General features: G+C 60.1%; 10 protein-coding genes. 6 read left to right on the forward strand and 4 right to left on the reverse strand.

Features of this window, described 5'->3' with window-relative positions; genetic code table 11:
- The first annotated feature begins 380 nt into the window (after nucleotides 1–380).
- From ACVDG9_RS05545 to ACVDG9_RS05565, 5 genes are all read left to right on the forward strand, one after another.
- Nucleotides 381–4451: a peptidoglycan-binding protein gene (locus ACVDG9_RS05545; protein WP_447237448.1), complete on the forward strand. Its 4071-nt coding sequence runs from the start codon at nucleotides 381–383 to the stop codon at nucleotides 4449–4451.
- Between the two features lie 73 nt (nucleotides 4452–4524).
- Nucleotides 4525–4794: a hypothetical protein gene (locus ACVDG9_RS05550; protein WP_447237449.1), complete on the forward strand. Its 270-nt coding sequence runs from the start codon at nucleotides 4525–4527 to the stop codon at nucleotides 4792–4794.
- Nucleotides 4795–4872: 78 nt separating this feature from the next.
- Nucleotides 4873–5802 (forward strand): sulfite exporter TauE/SafE family protein, encoded by a 930-nt coding sequence (locus ACVDG9_RS05555; protein ID WP_031269647.1) that lies wholly within the window; start codon nucleotides 4873–4875, stop codon nucleotides 5800–5802.
- Nucleotides 5799–6581, forward strand: a complete 783-nt coding sequence (locus tag ACVDG9_RS05560) for a TIGR02186 family protein (RefSeq protein ID WP_023001774.1) — start codon at nucleotides 5799–5801, stop codon at nucleotides 6579–6581. The genes ACVDG9_RS05555 and ACVDG9_RS05560 overlap by 4 nt, the downstream gene beginning before the upstream one ends.
- Nucleotides 6582–6785: 204 nt before the next feature.
- A complete protein-coding gene (locus ACVDG9_RS05565) occupies nucleotides 6786–7916 on the forward strand; it encodes an AI-2E family transporter (protein ID WP_447237450.1) in 1131 nt (376 codons plus the stop codon).
- Here ACVDG9_RS05565 and ACVDG9_RS05570 read toward each other — a convergent pair.
- The 4 genes from ACVDG9_RS05570 to ACVDG9_RS05585 form a co-directional block, all read right to left on the reverse strand.
- Entirely contained in the window at nucleotides 7913–8200 is a 288-nt protein-coding gene (locus ACVDG9_RS05570) for a putative quinol monooxygenase (RefSeq protein ID WP_447237451.1), read from the reverse strand. The two genes, ACVDG9_RS05565 and ACVDG9_RS05570, sit on opposite strands and share 4 nt — an antisense overlap.
- 111 nt (nucleotides 8201–8311) lie before the next feature.
- Nucleotides 8312–9265: an AraC family transcriptional regulator gene (locus tag ACVDG9_RS05575; RefSeq protein WP_447237452.1), complete on the reverse strand. Its 954-nt coding sequence runs from the start codon at nucleotides 9263–9265 to the stop codon at nucleotides 8312–8314.
- A 50-nt stretch (nucleotides 9266–9315) separates the two neighbouring features.
- On the reverse strand, nucleotides 9316–10053 hold the full coding sequence (gene pdeM / locus ACVDG9_RS05580) for a ligase-associated DNA damage response endonuclease PdeM (RefSeq protein ID WP_023001770.1): 738 nt from the start codon (nucleotides 10051–10053) through the stop codon (nucleotides 9316–9318).
- A complete protein-coding gene (locus tag ACVDG9_RS05585) occupies nucleotides 10050–12554 on the reverse strand; it encodes a ligase-associated DNA damage response DEXH box helicase (RefSeq protein ID WP_447237453.1) in 2505 nt (834 codons plus the stop codon). The genes pdeM and ACVDG9_RS05585 overlap by 4 nt, the downstream gene beginning before the upstream one ends.
- A gap of 119 nt (nucleotides 12555–12673) precedes the next feature.
- Here ACVDG9_RS05585 and ACVDG9_RS05590 point away from each other — a divergent pair, with 119 nt between their 5' ends.
- A complete protein-coding gene (locus tag ACVDG9_RS05590) occupies nucleotides 12674–13597 on the forward strand; it encodes a DUF4189 domain-containing protein (RefSeq protein ID WP_447237454.1) in 924 nt (307 codons plus the stop codon).
- Nucleotides 13598–13679 lie beyond the last annotated feature (82 nt).

A 13679-nucleotide genomic window follows, 5' to 3' on the forward strand; every position in this document is an offset into this window, starting at 1 on the left:
TGATGTTTTGCAGTTTTCGAAACCCGCTCCGAAGACATGATCTCCAGTGCGTTCTCAGGCGATGCGGTTGTGTGCACAGTGGCTCAGCCGGTTTCTTGCGCACTGTTTAGCTTACGTTTGCGTTAAGGTCCAGTCACGGAAGGTCGCAGGGGAAAAATTCGTTAACGCAGCGTTTGCCGATTCGCGTCACCCTGATCGCGTGAACATCGGATTTTCATTCGAAAACGGTCTGTTTTCGCATTTAGCAAGGCCAATTAACGGCCTGTTTACCCTAAAACGACAAAGTCTTTCAAAACGCTGTGCCTGTCCCGTCCTCGACGGAATCATGGCGCAGCCTGTTTCATCAGCGGTCTGAATGACCGTCAGCCCAGGGTCAAGAGATGCCGGCTTGGAAGAAAAACGAGGCAGGACGCCGCGGCCGTGATGCGTATGAAGGCGACGACTTTTACGATGCACCACGCCGCGAGCCGGCGCGAAACCGCATAGAACGGTTGACGCGCACTGCAACGGCGCTTGGCAAAAATGACCGTTATCCCTCCGAGGAACGTGACGAGGATCTCGACGCCGTGGCCGACGAGCTGGACCGGCTTCTGGCCGACCAGGCGGAACCACGCCGGCCCGAAGTGCGTCGGCCGGAGCCTCACCAGTCTGCGCCGCGCCGCAGGGTGCCTCGTCGCGAGCCGGGCATTGATGAAGTCATGGGTGCGCTCGACCGATTGGACGAACAGGTGCAGGGGCTTGCGAGCCCGGACCCGCGGGAAGACTATCGTCAGGAGCATCGCGCGGACTACCGGGATGAGCCGCTTCGGCCGGCGCCGAAGCCACGTCCTCGCCCGGGAAGCTATGCCATCGACAATCTGCCGGCTGACGAACCCTATTATGACGAGGACGATGCCTACGAAGCGCAATATGCGCCGCAGCCCTCTCGCCAGCGCGACCGGGACGTACGCTCCAGAAGCGAAGCGTCCATGCATATCTACAAGGACCTTGGCCGCCGCATCGACGCATTGAGAGCGCCGCAGGAACAGGCCTTCAATCAGGTTCGCGATGAGCTTGGTTCGCTGCGCGAGGCACTTGGCGGCCTGTCGCGCGGCACCAACGAAACCGTGAGCCGGCAGAATGCGGAACTGCGTCGCCTGTCCGACATGGTCGAGCGTCTGCGTGCCGACAAGAAGAACGACCAGCTGGCCCGAGAGATCCGCAAGGAAGTCGCCGACCTGAAGGACATGGTCGGCCGCACGAACGTGGAAGGGGCACTCCAGACCCTTGAGCACGGATATGCCCATATCCTGCAGCGCCTTGATGAATTGTCCCGTGCGTCTGTGGATCCCCGCGTCCTGCGCGGTGTGACCGCGCGCCTCAACGAAATCGAGGACGCCTTTGCCGCGCTGCCGCGGTCCGAGCACATGATGGTGCTGGAAGACCGGGTCGTCAGCATTGCCGAACGCATGGAAGAGCTCCTGCAGCGCAAGGGCCACGCCGATATCGAACCGCTTCGCGCGGAACTGCGTGAAGTGCGCGGCTTTGTCGAACAGATCGATATCAAGGGTCTTGTCGAGGGTATCGATGACCGGATGAAATTCGTGTCCGGCCGCCTTGACGATCTGGAAGTCCTGGCCCGGGAACAGCGCGGCCTGGACAGCCGTCTGTCCGCCATGGAACAGCGCATGCCCGAGCCGGAAACGATCTCCAGGCTGCAGGGCCGCCTGGAAGACATCGTCGGCATGATGGCCGACGACCGTGCAGCTCCGGTGGACACTCAGCATCTGGGTCAGGTTGACCGGCGCCTCGACGAGATCGTTGACCGTCTCGAGAGGATGGAGCAGGCAGGTCCGCTTCCCTCGACCGACACGGGCGCCTTTGCAGCGCTGGAACAGCGTCTGGAAACGATCTCCGGCAAGATCGATGCGATCGAAAAGAAGTCTGCGCGCCCGGTGCCGGTTCTGGATGCAGCCGCGATGCGGTCCGGCGGCAATGCGCCGGACACCAAGTTCATGGCCCAGCTTCAGGAGCGGTTGAACGATCTGACTGCTCGTCTGGATCAGCCGAAAGACACTGTCACGACATCGGACCTCGACAAGCTGCGCGCGGAGATTGGATCCATGCGTGCCAGCGTGTCGGCACCGGCATCGACAGAAGCGCTCGAGCAGCGGATTGCCGATCTGGCACAGATTGTGTCGAAGGGGGCCGAAGTTACCGATGACAGCCGCTTCGAACAGCTTGGAGCCAAGGTTGCCGCGCTCGCGGAACAGATCGAAAGCACGTCCACTCAGGCGTTCAGCATGGAGCAGTTCTCGCCGTTCCTGGAGCGGATCGAGAAGGGCCTGGAAAAAACCCGCTCGGACGTCGTGGGCATCGCCCGCGAAGCGGCAAGGGAAGCGATCGAAAGCGCACCGGCACCGAGAAACGGCCAGTACGATCAGGCCATCACGGAGCTTCAGTCCGATCTGAAGCGGTTGCTTGATGCTGCTGAAGGTACTGACGAACGGACGCGGAACACCTTTGACGGGGTCAAGTCCGTGCTGGGCTCGCTGACCGAGCGCCTGGACAACCTGGAACGTGCCGACCACTTCGGTGAAACGCCGGCCTCCAGCTTCTCCCCGATCAAGGTTGATGAACCGGCCCCGTTGTTCTCCAAGGCCCCACAGGCCGGGAAGACGGAAGGCGAGCAGCAGCCCGCTGATGCACCGCAGGCACCGCGCGCCGATGACCGGGCCCGTGACCGCAAGGCAGACTTCATCGCAGCTGCCCGCCGTGCAGCACAGGCAGCTTCCGCGGAAGCTGCCCAGCTGGAAAAGCGGCAGAAGGTAACGGAAGAACCTGAAGCTGCCGACGAGGAACGCGGCAAGGCCCGTGTCGGCTGGCTGCGCAACGTTCTCAAGCGCGACAAGTCCGCTGCGAAGGAAGACAAGGCCGAACCGGTCGGAGATCTGGAGCTGAATGCCGAGGACGTTGCCGATCAGGCGTTTGAAACCCAGGATGCTACCGTTCTGCCGGGTGATCGCCCGGCACCGGAAGCTCCGCAGGCCTCCAGCGGCCGCCGTCGGGCCATTCTCTATACTGCTGCCGCCGTTGTCCTGTTGATCGGAACACTGCAGGTGTTCCGCCTGGCAACCGGTGGCCCGGAAGAGGCCGATCAGCTTGCCGCGAACACGCCGGAAACCGTTGAAGCGGTTCCTGCGCCGGAAATGGCAGACGCTGCTCCGGTACAAGCCGACGTGCAGCCGGACGTTGAGGTTACTAGCGAGGTCGCTCTGGCAGAAAGCCGCGGCATCGGATCTGCGGCCGAAGGCGTAGAATCCGGGGCAGTCAGCGCGATGCCGGATGAGACAGCCGACACGATGTCAGAACAGGTCCCGGCTGTTGCATCAGCGCAGTCCGCGCCGGCGCAAACGACACCGGTCACCGAAAGCAGCAATGTTGAGGCTGCTTCCGCGTCCGGTCCGCTTGCCCCTGAAACCGAACTGGCGTTCGCGCCGCCCGCAGGCGTTGCAAGCAGCTTCGGCGAAGCAGGTGAAAGCACTGTGTCCGGGTTCCAACCGGCAAGCGAAGCCGGCGCCCCGGCAAGCCTCCTTGCAAACCTGCCGCCGGAAGGCGTTGGCCCGATGGCGCTGCGTAGCGCTGCTGCCAGTGGCAATGCGGCTGCAGAATTCCTGGTGGGTGTGAAATTCACCGAAGGCAGCGGTGTATCGGCGGATCTGTCCAAGGCAGCAGTCTGGTATCAGAAAGCGGCCGACAAGGGTCTCGCGCCTGCCCAGTACAGGCTCGCAAGCCTCTACGAAAAAGGCCGTGGTGTCGACAAGGACCTGCCGAAGGCAAAGGCCTGGTATTCCAAGGCGGCCGAAGCCGGTAATGCGAAGGCCATGCATAATCTCGCGGTTCTTTATGCCGAGGGAGGTGGTGAACAGCCCGACTATGCAGCTGCTGCCAAGTGGTTCGAAGAAGCCGCCAATTTCGGCGTCAAGGACAGCCTGTTCAACCTGGGCATCCTCTATGCCGGAGGCATCGGCGTCGATAAGGACCTGGTAGCCAGCTACAAATGGTTCGCGATTGCGGCTGATCAGGGCGATCCGGAAGCAGCCAAGCGCCGCGACGATGTCGCCAACATGATGGACCAGGAAACCCTGGCCAATGCCCGGCTCGCGGTCGAAAACTTCAAGCTGAAGACACCGAACGCGGCGGCCAACAAGGTGACGATGGAGCCGGGTTGGGTGGACAGCGCCACATTGCCGGCGGAAAAGGTGTCGATCCAGGCGCCCGACAACACGGCCATGGTCAAGGAAGCCCAGGACAAGCTCAACTACCTCGGTTTTGACACCGGTACCCCGGACGGCCAGATGGGCCCGCGCACCCGCAGCGCGATCCGCGCCTTCCAGCGGAGCATCGGAATGCCGGAAACCGGAGAAGTCGACAACCGTCTGCTGGAAGAGTTGAAGAGCCAGGCGATTTAAACCATCCCTTCAGGCATCCGGGGATGGGCGCGACAAGCGGCGACCTGATGAAACGAACACCCAGCCAGGCGAGATGCCCGGCTGGGTGTTTTCTCATTGCGGCCAGCATTGTTCTTTCCAGGTGACACGAAATGAAAAATTCTTCGGCAATGGCGCTACAGGCTATTTGCCGATGGAAAAGGCCGAACCTGAATGCAGTCAGATATTCGAACGCGAAGCACTATGGGCGTGGTTTCAAAAACAGACCGGAACGCGGGATATATCCGCAACGCAATGGTCGAATTCCGCCTGGCACTTGTCTAAAATCGGCGAACCGAACCAAACCGACCTGCTGGCCGGTTGACATGCCGGACTGTACAGGTCTTTAACCATTTCATCGTAATCTTTACGCAGTCATTTCTGCAGTTTTCCGGTTGATCCCGTGCAATTATACCTGCCCATAGCCGAGATTCCGGTGAATATCTTCGTGATATTCGGCATGGGCGGCGCCGTGGGTTTTCTGTCGGGGCTGTTCGGTATCGGCGGTGGCTTCCTGCTGACACCGCTTTTGATCTTCTCCGGTATCCCGCCCGCGGTTTCCGTTGCCACCGTCACCACGCAGGTGGTTGCCTCTTCGTCATCGGCCGTCGTCACCTATTGGCGACGAAAGGCCATCGACCTGAAACTTGGCACAATCCTGCTCTGCGGCGGTGTCATAGGGTCGTTTATCGGCGTCATATTGTTTGAGGTTCTGCAGTCCATCGGTCAGCTGGATGTCGTGATTTCGCTGTCCTATGTGACGTTCCTGGGCGCCATTGGCGGCCTGATGCTGTTCGAATCCATCCGTGCCATCCGTCGGCGCAAGTCCGGCGTTGCGCCCAAAGCCCGCAAACCCGGTCAGCATAACTGGATCCACGGGCTGCCGCTGAAAGTCCGTTTCCGGCGCTCCAAGCTTTATGTGAGCATCATCCCGGTTGTCGGCCTTGGCGCGATCATCGGCTTTCTCGGCACGATCCTGGGGATCGGCGGCGGCTTCATGATGGTGCCTGCGCTGATCTACCTGCTGCGTGTGCCCACCAGCATCGTCATCGGCACATCCCTGTTCCAGATCCTTTTCACAATGGCAGCTGCGACCGTGTTCCATGCCATGGGCACGAAGACTGTCGACATCGTTCTGGCCATGACGCTGATGGTCGGCGGGGTGATCGGAGCCCAGTTCGGGGCTCGCATGGGCCAGAACCTGCGCGGCGATCAATTGCGTCTGCTGCTTGCGCTTCTGGTCCTGGCTGTCGGTTTGCGCTTTGCGGTCGACCTGCTGCTGACACCGGACGATTTCTATTCCATCGCGATCCGGAAGGGGGCAGGGGCATGAGCCGGCTGATCCTGCTTCTGTCGATTGTCGTTGGCCTGGTAACCGGCGCTGCTGCCCAGAGCCGGCCGAACCAGGAACTGGTGACGTCCTTGTCCTCGGATCTTATCTCGATCCAGTCCAATTTCACGGGCACGGAAATCGTCATCTTCGGGCAGGCCAGCAACATCGAGCGCCAACCCAACGATCCGAGCGGCTATGAACTGGCCATCGTCGTGGAGGGGCCACCGCAGGACATCACCACGCGGCGCAAGGGCCGTTTTCTGGGTGTTTGGGTGAACCGGGAGGCCGAGCGGTTCCAGAACGTTCCTTCCTACTACGCGGTCGCCAGCACCATCAATATCGGCAACCTTGCGAACCGCACTGTTCTTGACGACCTTGGCATCGGGCTCAACCACATCAACCTGGCTGTCTCGGGCGTTTCCAATGTCGCTCTGTCAGACAGGGATGATTTTCGCCGCGCCTTCGTCCGGCTACGGGAGCAGATGGGTCTTTACTCGGAACAGCAAACCTCGATCACCTTTCTGACCGACACAATGTTCCGAACAAATATTCCCCTGCCGGCCAACATTCCGGTGGGCGACTACAAGGTCAAAAGCTTCCTCTTCCTCCACGGCGAGGTGGTGGCCCAGACGGAGCAGACGCTGGCTGTTGCCAAAAGCGGTTTCGAACAGGTCACCTTTGAACTGGCGCAGTCCTATCCGTTCTTCTATGGCCTCCTCGCAGTGTCACTGGCCATTTTCACAGGCTGGCTCGCCGGTGTGATCTTCCGCAAGGACTAGGCAGACCCGATCTCGGCCCGCCCAATCTCGGCCTGCTTGAGTTTGCCTTCTCGAGCCGATTGTGTCCTACCGGGCTTACCCATCTGACTGAACGCCGAATGCTATCGTCGGAAACCGCATGTTTGCGCACTTTCCGCTGGCGCTTGCCGCCGCCGCGGCTATTCTCGAGTCCAAAGATTTTTCAGGCTGTTGGGGCAGGCGGACATGACAGAAGAACCCTCATCCACACCACGGGTGGAAACAGTTGTGAAACCTGACCCGACACTGGATGCAAAGGTCATCGATATCGTCATCCGCCTGGGCGTTCTGGGGCTCTTTGCCTATTTTTCACTTCAGCTCGTCGCCCCGTTCTTTCTGTTCCTGGTCTGGGCGGTTGTGCTGACGGTCGCACTCTATCCGGTGTTTGACTGGCTCGTCGCCAGGCTTGGTGGACGAAAGGTTCTTGCAGCAGTCCTGATCACGCTCTGCTGTCTTGCAATCGTGATCGGTCCCGTTGCCGTGTTGATCGTCAGTCTCGTGGACACGCTTCAGGGCTGGTACCACGGCATGGCGAACGGCGTCCTCAAGCTGCCGCCCCTGCCTGAGAAACTCGCCGGGTTGCCGGTCGTCGGTGCCAAGATTTCCGAGATCTGGCAACTCGCTGGTCAGGGGCTGGAACAACTTCTGGCCAAGGTCGGGCCGACGCTGGTGCCGGCCGGCAGCCGCATCCTCGGTGTTCTGGCTTCACTCAGTGGCAGCGTGCTGTTTTTCATCGTCTCCATCATACTCGCAGGCTGCCTGTTTGTGCCGGCCCCGTCCCTGGCAAAGGGCAGCAAGCTGTTTGCCGACCGCATCATCGCGCCGCGCGGATCGGAATTTGTCGATCTGGCCGGTGCCACCATCCGCAACGTCTCGCGCGGTGTCATCGGTGTTGCTGTCGTCCAGGGGCTGCTGACGGGGATCGTGCTGATAGCGTTTTCCGTGCCGCTTGCCGGCGTCCTGACCTTCGTGGCGCTGATCCTGTGTATTATCCAGATTGGTCCGGCACTGGTGATTATTCCCACGATCATCTGGGCCTGGAGCTCCTGGGAACTGGTGCCGGCACTCCTGTTCACCGTGCTGATGGTTCCGGTGATGCTCATCGACAATGTCCTACGGCCAATCCTGATGTCCCGTGGCCTCGACGTGCCGATGCTGGTGATCCTGATCGGCGTTCTCGGCGGCACCATTGCCTATGGCTTGATCGGTCTCTTCCTCGGGCCTGTCATTCTGGCGGTGTTCTACGAACTGATCATTGCTTGGGTGAAGGCAGGCGAGAAAAGGCCGCCTGAAGTGACGACCTTGCCCGATCGCTAGAGCGTCTGAAAATAGCCACTTACCGGATCTTCGGCGAGATGACCGGAAATCATGGCCCAGGTTCCATCAGCAATCAGTCCTTCGATATGTGCCTTGTGGATTGCTTCGTTTTCCCAGCTTTCGACAAGCGTGAAGCGGCATGCATCATCCAGGTCCTTCAGAACCTCGACACCCTGACATCCGGACACGCCCGGAAGATCGGCCGAAACCGAGTGCATGATGGTTTCAAACGCCTCTTGCCGGTCCTTGAGAGCCTTGAATTGAACGACAACTTTGATGGTCATAGGGGATCCTTTCCGCGTCGGCTGTATGTTGCCGGCATGGGATAATCAGCCAAGGTAGCTGGCGACAGATCCATTCCTGCTGAACGGCTGCCCGATCCTGCGGAACTTTCCTCAAGTACCGTTCTGGCGAGGCGGGTCCAGAGTTTCGGCATATTGGCGCGGAGCCATGCCGAAAGCGGATTTGAAATCACGCGTGAAGTGGGACGTGCTTGCATAGCCGGCAGCTTCGGCTGCACGGGCCACGCTGGCGTTTGACGTCAGTAGATGTTGCCGGGCGCGGTTGAGACGTACCTGCTTGCGGTATTGAAGAGGGGACTGGCCGAACAGAGCAGAGAAACCATGTGCGAAATGGGAGGGGCTCATGGCAACTTCGGCTGCGATTTCGGCAATCGTCAGGTCCGGTCGTGCCGCATGGGTCTCGATATAGCGCAAGGCCTTGACCAGCCTCTCATCCCTTGCGCTGACCAGGGTCCTCAAGACGCCAAAGGCGTCGGACCGCAGGATCCGGTAACAGATTTCCTGCAGGCACAGCGGTGCCAGCACATGGCAGTCGGCTGGATCCCGAAAAGAGGTGACGAGGCGCAGCAGCGAACCGGCATGTTCATCGTCCAGTGGTTCACAGGAGATAAGCGCGCCTTTGGCCGGGGAAGACGCATGGGCATCGGTTTCGGCAAGGCGAACCAGTGTTTGAGCAATCAGCTCAGGTGACAATTGCAGTTTGAGGGCCAGATAGGGCTTTGCAGGTGTGCCCTCGACAACTGCGCTGTAAGAAGCGTCACCATGAAACGCGATCACGTGGCCGGGGTCATTGACGATCTGCTTGTCACCCAGGCAAACGCGTTTCAGCCCGGAGATGGCAACGGCGACGGAAAGTCCCTTGTTCCGGCCACGGTGATAGGGAAGGCATTCCGACAGTTTCAGAGCCCAGACGGAGCCAAGTGGGGACGGAGTGACCCCTTCCGTTTTCGCAAACTTCCGAACGGCATCACTCAGTGCATTGATTGCTGGCGAAGCACTGTCGGTATGGACGGAGTGGCAAGCCTGTAGGGGAGAATTCGTCAGCATAGCTCTGGCTTAGCCAACGGCAGCCATGAGCACAAGCGGCAGATGAAGTGTCAGTCCCCGACCAGACGGCTGGCAGTGAAGGGGAACAGGCGGTCATTACCGAGCATGAAAACGGAAAACTGCCGTCGCCGGAAGAGCATGCCATAGGCTTCATCGGTGACATTGAGCCCGCCGGTCAAGGCGCCAAAGGCGGGCAGGACAAGACGGGTGCCATCGGTCACGAAGCAGGCCCGCCGGATCGAGCGGCCGAAGCGGCGCACGCGGGCGGCCGGATGCAGATGTCCGCAGATTTCTCCTGCGGTCGACGTGGAGCCGACCTTCTCGATTGGTTCGTGCCGGAAGGTCAGCGGTCCGATGGTGATTTCGTCAACCGTTACACCGCACAGGCGCACCGGTGCAATCGGATCGTGGTTTCCCGTGACCCAGATCCATTCACGGCCGAGCTGAAGGGTCGTCAGCATCGCGCGGTAGGGCGCCGGCAACCGGTCGGAGCCGTCGGGATCGTGGAAACTGTCGCCAAGGCAAATGACGCAAGCCGGATCGAAGGCATCGATTACGCCGGCAAGTTTCTCCAGCGTTGCTCCGGTGTCATAGGGCGGAAGCATCACGCCGCGCCGGGCGTAGCTGGACCCTTTTTCAAGATGGAGATCCGCGACGATCAGGGTGGACTCGTCCGGCCACCACAAGATCCCGCTGTCGTGCAGACCGACCAGCTGGCCATTGATCTGAATGTCATGACATACCGGCGCAGCAGCATATTTGCGCAAATGGGATGTCAGGGCACTCATTCCATAGCCTCCAGTACGAGTTCTTCGGCGGCCTCTGCCAACAGCGTGTCCATGGCCTCCCCGTAGACCGGTTCCTTCCCTATTTCCAGGAGAATTGGCACGGCGAGGGGAGAGACGTGCGGGAGTTCAGTATGCGTGATTCGTCCTCGGATCCGGGCAAGAAGTTCCCCCAAACGCGAGATATCCAAAAGTCCTTCGGCGGCGTCGTTCCAGGTTGCCTTGAGTAATATGTGGTCTGGTTCATGGGCTCGCAGCACGTCATAGATCAGGTCCGAGGATACGGTTACCTGCCGGCCCGACTTCTCCAGCCCCGGATGGCGACGTTCGATCAGACCGGCAATGACGGCACAATTACGAAACGTACGTTTCATGAGGCTGGATTCGGCGAGCCAGGCATCCAGATCGTCGCCGAGAATGTCTTCCTCGAACAATCGGTCGAGAGGAATTCTGCCGGAAGAAAACAGCAGAGACAGGTCTCCGAGGCCCCAGACGGCAAGCGCATAGTCGTTGGCGACGAAGCCGAGCGGGTTCGCACCCAGCCGCTCCAGGCGCTTGGTCAGCAGCATGCCAAGTGTCTGGTGCGCCAATCGTCCCTCGAACGGATAACAGACCATGTAGTGCTTGTTGGCGCGCGGAAACGTCTCCACCAGCAAGCCGTCCCTTGCAGGCAGGACGGATTTCTCCCTCTGGATGTTCAGCCAGTCGCGCACCTGTTCGGGCAGCGCCTTCCAGCTCTCGGGTGTCGCCAGCATCGTGCGGACGCCTTCAGCGAGATAGGTGGAGAGCGGAAACTTTCCGCCCATGTAGGACGGGATCATCGGATTGTCCGACGTGGTGCGCGAGACATAGGCCTCGTTTTCGCGGATGCCCTCGAAACGCACGACCTCGCCACCGAAAAGAAACGTGTCGCCCGGCGCCATCTGCTCCAGAAAATACTCTTCCATCTCACCCAGAACCCGGCCGCCCCGGCCAACGGGCGTCCTTCGTCCGGAAGCCTTGGAGCGCACCAGCCGCACCTTCAGCATCGGGGCTTCGACAATGGTGCCGACATTCAGCCGGTATTGCTGCGGGATCTTCGGGTGGGAAATCCGCCAAAGCCCGTCCTGGCCTTTCCGCAGCTTGGCATATTGATCGTAGCTTTTCAGTGCGTAGCCGCCGGTGGCGACGAAATCGAGCACCCGCTCGAACGTCTCCCAGTCGAGATGCCTGTAGGTTTCAGAGGACCGTATTTCATTAAAGACATCTACTGCATCCAACGGGTCTGCGCAGGCAAGGCCGAGCAGATGCTGGGCAAGCACGTCCAGCGCACCCTGGCGCAGCGGCGGCGTGTCCTGGTCGCCGCGCATCGACGCGGCAAGGGCGGCCTGACACTCGAGCACCTCGAACCGGTTGGAAGGAATGAGAACCGCCTTGGAAGGTTCGTCCATGCGGTGGTTGGCACGGCCGATCCGCTGGGCAAGGCGGCTGGCCCCTTTCGGCGCACCGATGTTGACCACCAGATCGATATCGCCCCAGTCGATGCCCATATCCAGCGAAGAGGTGGCAACCACGGCCTTCAGGGCACCGGAGGCCATGGCCGTTTCGACTTTCCGCCGCTGGCCGACATCAAGCGAGCCATGATGCAGTGCGATCGGCAGCGTGTCGTCGTTTATGCGCCAGAGTTCCTGAAACACCATTTCGGCCTGGCTGCGCGTGTTGACGAACAGCAGCGATACGTTGTGTGCCTTGATCAGCTTGTAGATGTCGGCAATGGCATAACGCGACGAGTGACCGGACCAGGGAACGCGTTCTTCGCTCTCCAGGATCGAGATGTCGGGCTTGGCGCCACCGGCGACCTCAACGACATGAGACAGCGCCCGGGCGTCCGGATTGGGCTGATCGACAAGATAGGCGCGCAGGTCATCCGGTTCGGCGACAGTCGCCGAAAGCCCGATGGTCCTGAGGTTCGGGGCAAGACGTCTTAGCCGTGCCAGGCCAAGTGCCAAGAGGTCGCCACGCTTGGAGGTCACCAGCGCATGCAACTCGTCCAGAATGACGGTTCGAAGCGAGGCAAACATCCGTGCCGAGGCTGGATCCGACAGGAGCAGGGCAATCTGTTCCGGCGTGGTCAGCAGAATGTCCGGTGGATTGAGCTTTTGCCGCTGGCGCTTGTGAGAGGGTGTGTCACCGGTGCGGGTTTCCAGCCGGACGGCAAGATCCATTTCCGAAACCGGAGCCTCCAGGTTGCGGGCAATATCGACCGCAAGTGCCTTCAGCGGCGAGATGTAAAGTGTGTGGATGCCATTGCCCACGGAACCGGGTTTTCTTTTGCCCCGCGCTTCCAGTTCCACCAGGCTTGGCAGGAACCCGGCCAGGGTCTTGCCGGCGCCTGTCGGCGCAATCAGCAGCGTGGAATGGCCCTGTTGCAGATGATCGATCAGTTGCAGCTGATGGGGCCTTGGAGCCCATCCCCGCGAGGCAAACCAGCTTTGGAATCTGTTTGGTAGCAACTGCACGTCCATGGCTTTGGTTTTAGGCCAGGGATGGGTGAAAGGCGAGGGGGAATGTTCCTTGATTGTTCAGCTTGTGTTCAGGTGACCTTTGGTCAATTCTGCGCGAATATGACCTAGGGGAGGTTCTTTTGAAAACATTGGTATTTATGGGACTTTTGTCGGTAATCGTTCTGTCTGCTGGTGGAAGCGCAAATGCTTCGGAAAGCCTCAATTACCGTTGCAAACTCGGCAATGAGTTCGTCTTCATTGAAACGATCCCGGAAGAGGGACGCGCAATTCTCGAGGATATCAACGGCAAGACAATCCTGGTGCCGGACGGGCGGGGTGGTTACTTCAACGATGACGAGGAAATCTCTTTTGAGCAGGCTAAAGCCGTTCCTGAACTCTGGCTTGGCGATGTGTCGCATAACTGCGAAATAGCGGCGCCAGATTCCATCGGCCAGAGCCAGGCAAGCAACGCTGTTGGAAAAAATGAAACGCAATTGAATCTCCAGGGCCAATCTCGGGGGGGCAAGTTGCGCGCAGGTCCGGGAACGAATTTCGCGCAGGTCGGCAGCCTTTCGGAGGGGACCTGGGTCACCATCCTGAAAAACAGTGGTGTTCGAATGGACGGCTACGACTGGTTTGAAGTTGTGGCCGACAGCGGATTGCGCGGTTTCCAGTGGGGCGGAATCATGTGCTCCAACGGCTCGAAGATTGCCGGTGTCTATCAAGCTTGTGGTGCGCAGGCGTCTGCGCAGCCGGCCACGAAAGTGGCTCAGCAACTCGGTGGTGGCTGGATGGCGTTTGCTCTGGCACCTGGCGGAGCCTTTGGTCATGGCGCTGCCCCCACCAGGGCAGCCGCGGAACAATTCGCCATGCAATATTGCGGCAACAATCAATGCCGGATTGCGGACGCCACCCAGGCAAGGTGCCATGCATTGGCCGTTTCGCCTTCCAGCAACGGTATTGGCGCTGGCGACAGCGAGCAGGCAGCGATGAACTTTGCCATGGGCTGGTGCTCGAACAGCGGCGCAAGCGGCTGCCGTATCGAGTATTCCTATTGCCAGTGAGCCACTTGCCAGTGAACCACGACGCCATGGCCATGTGACCTTTTCGCCGAATGGCCATGGCACATCCGCAAATCAGACCTAT

Source organism: Roseibium sp. RP-7, from assembly GCF_053005225.1.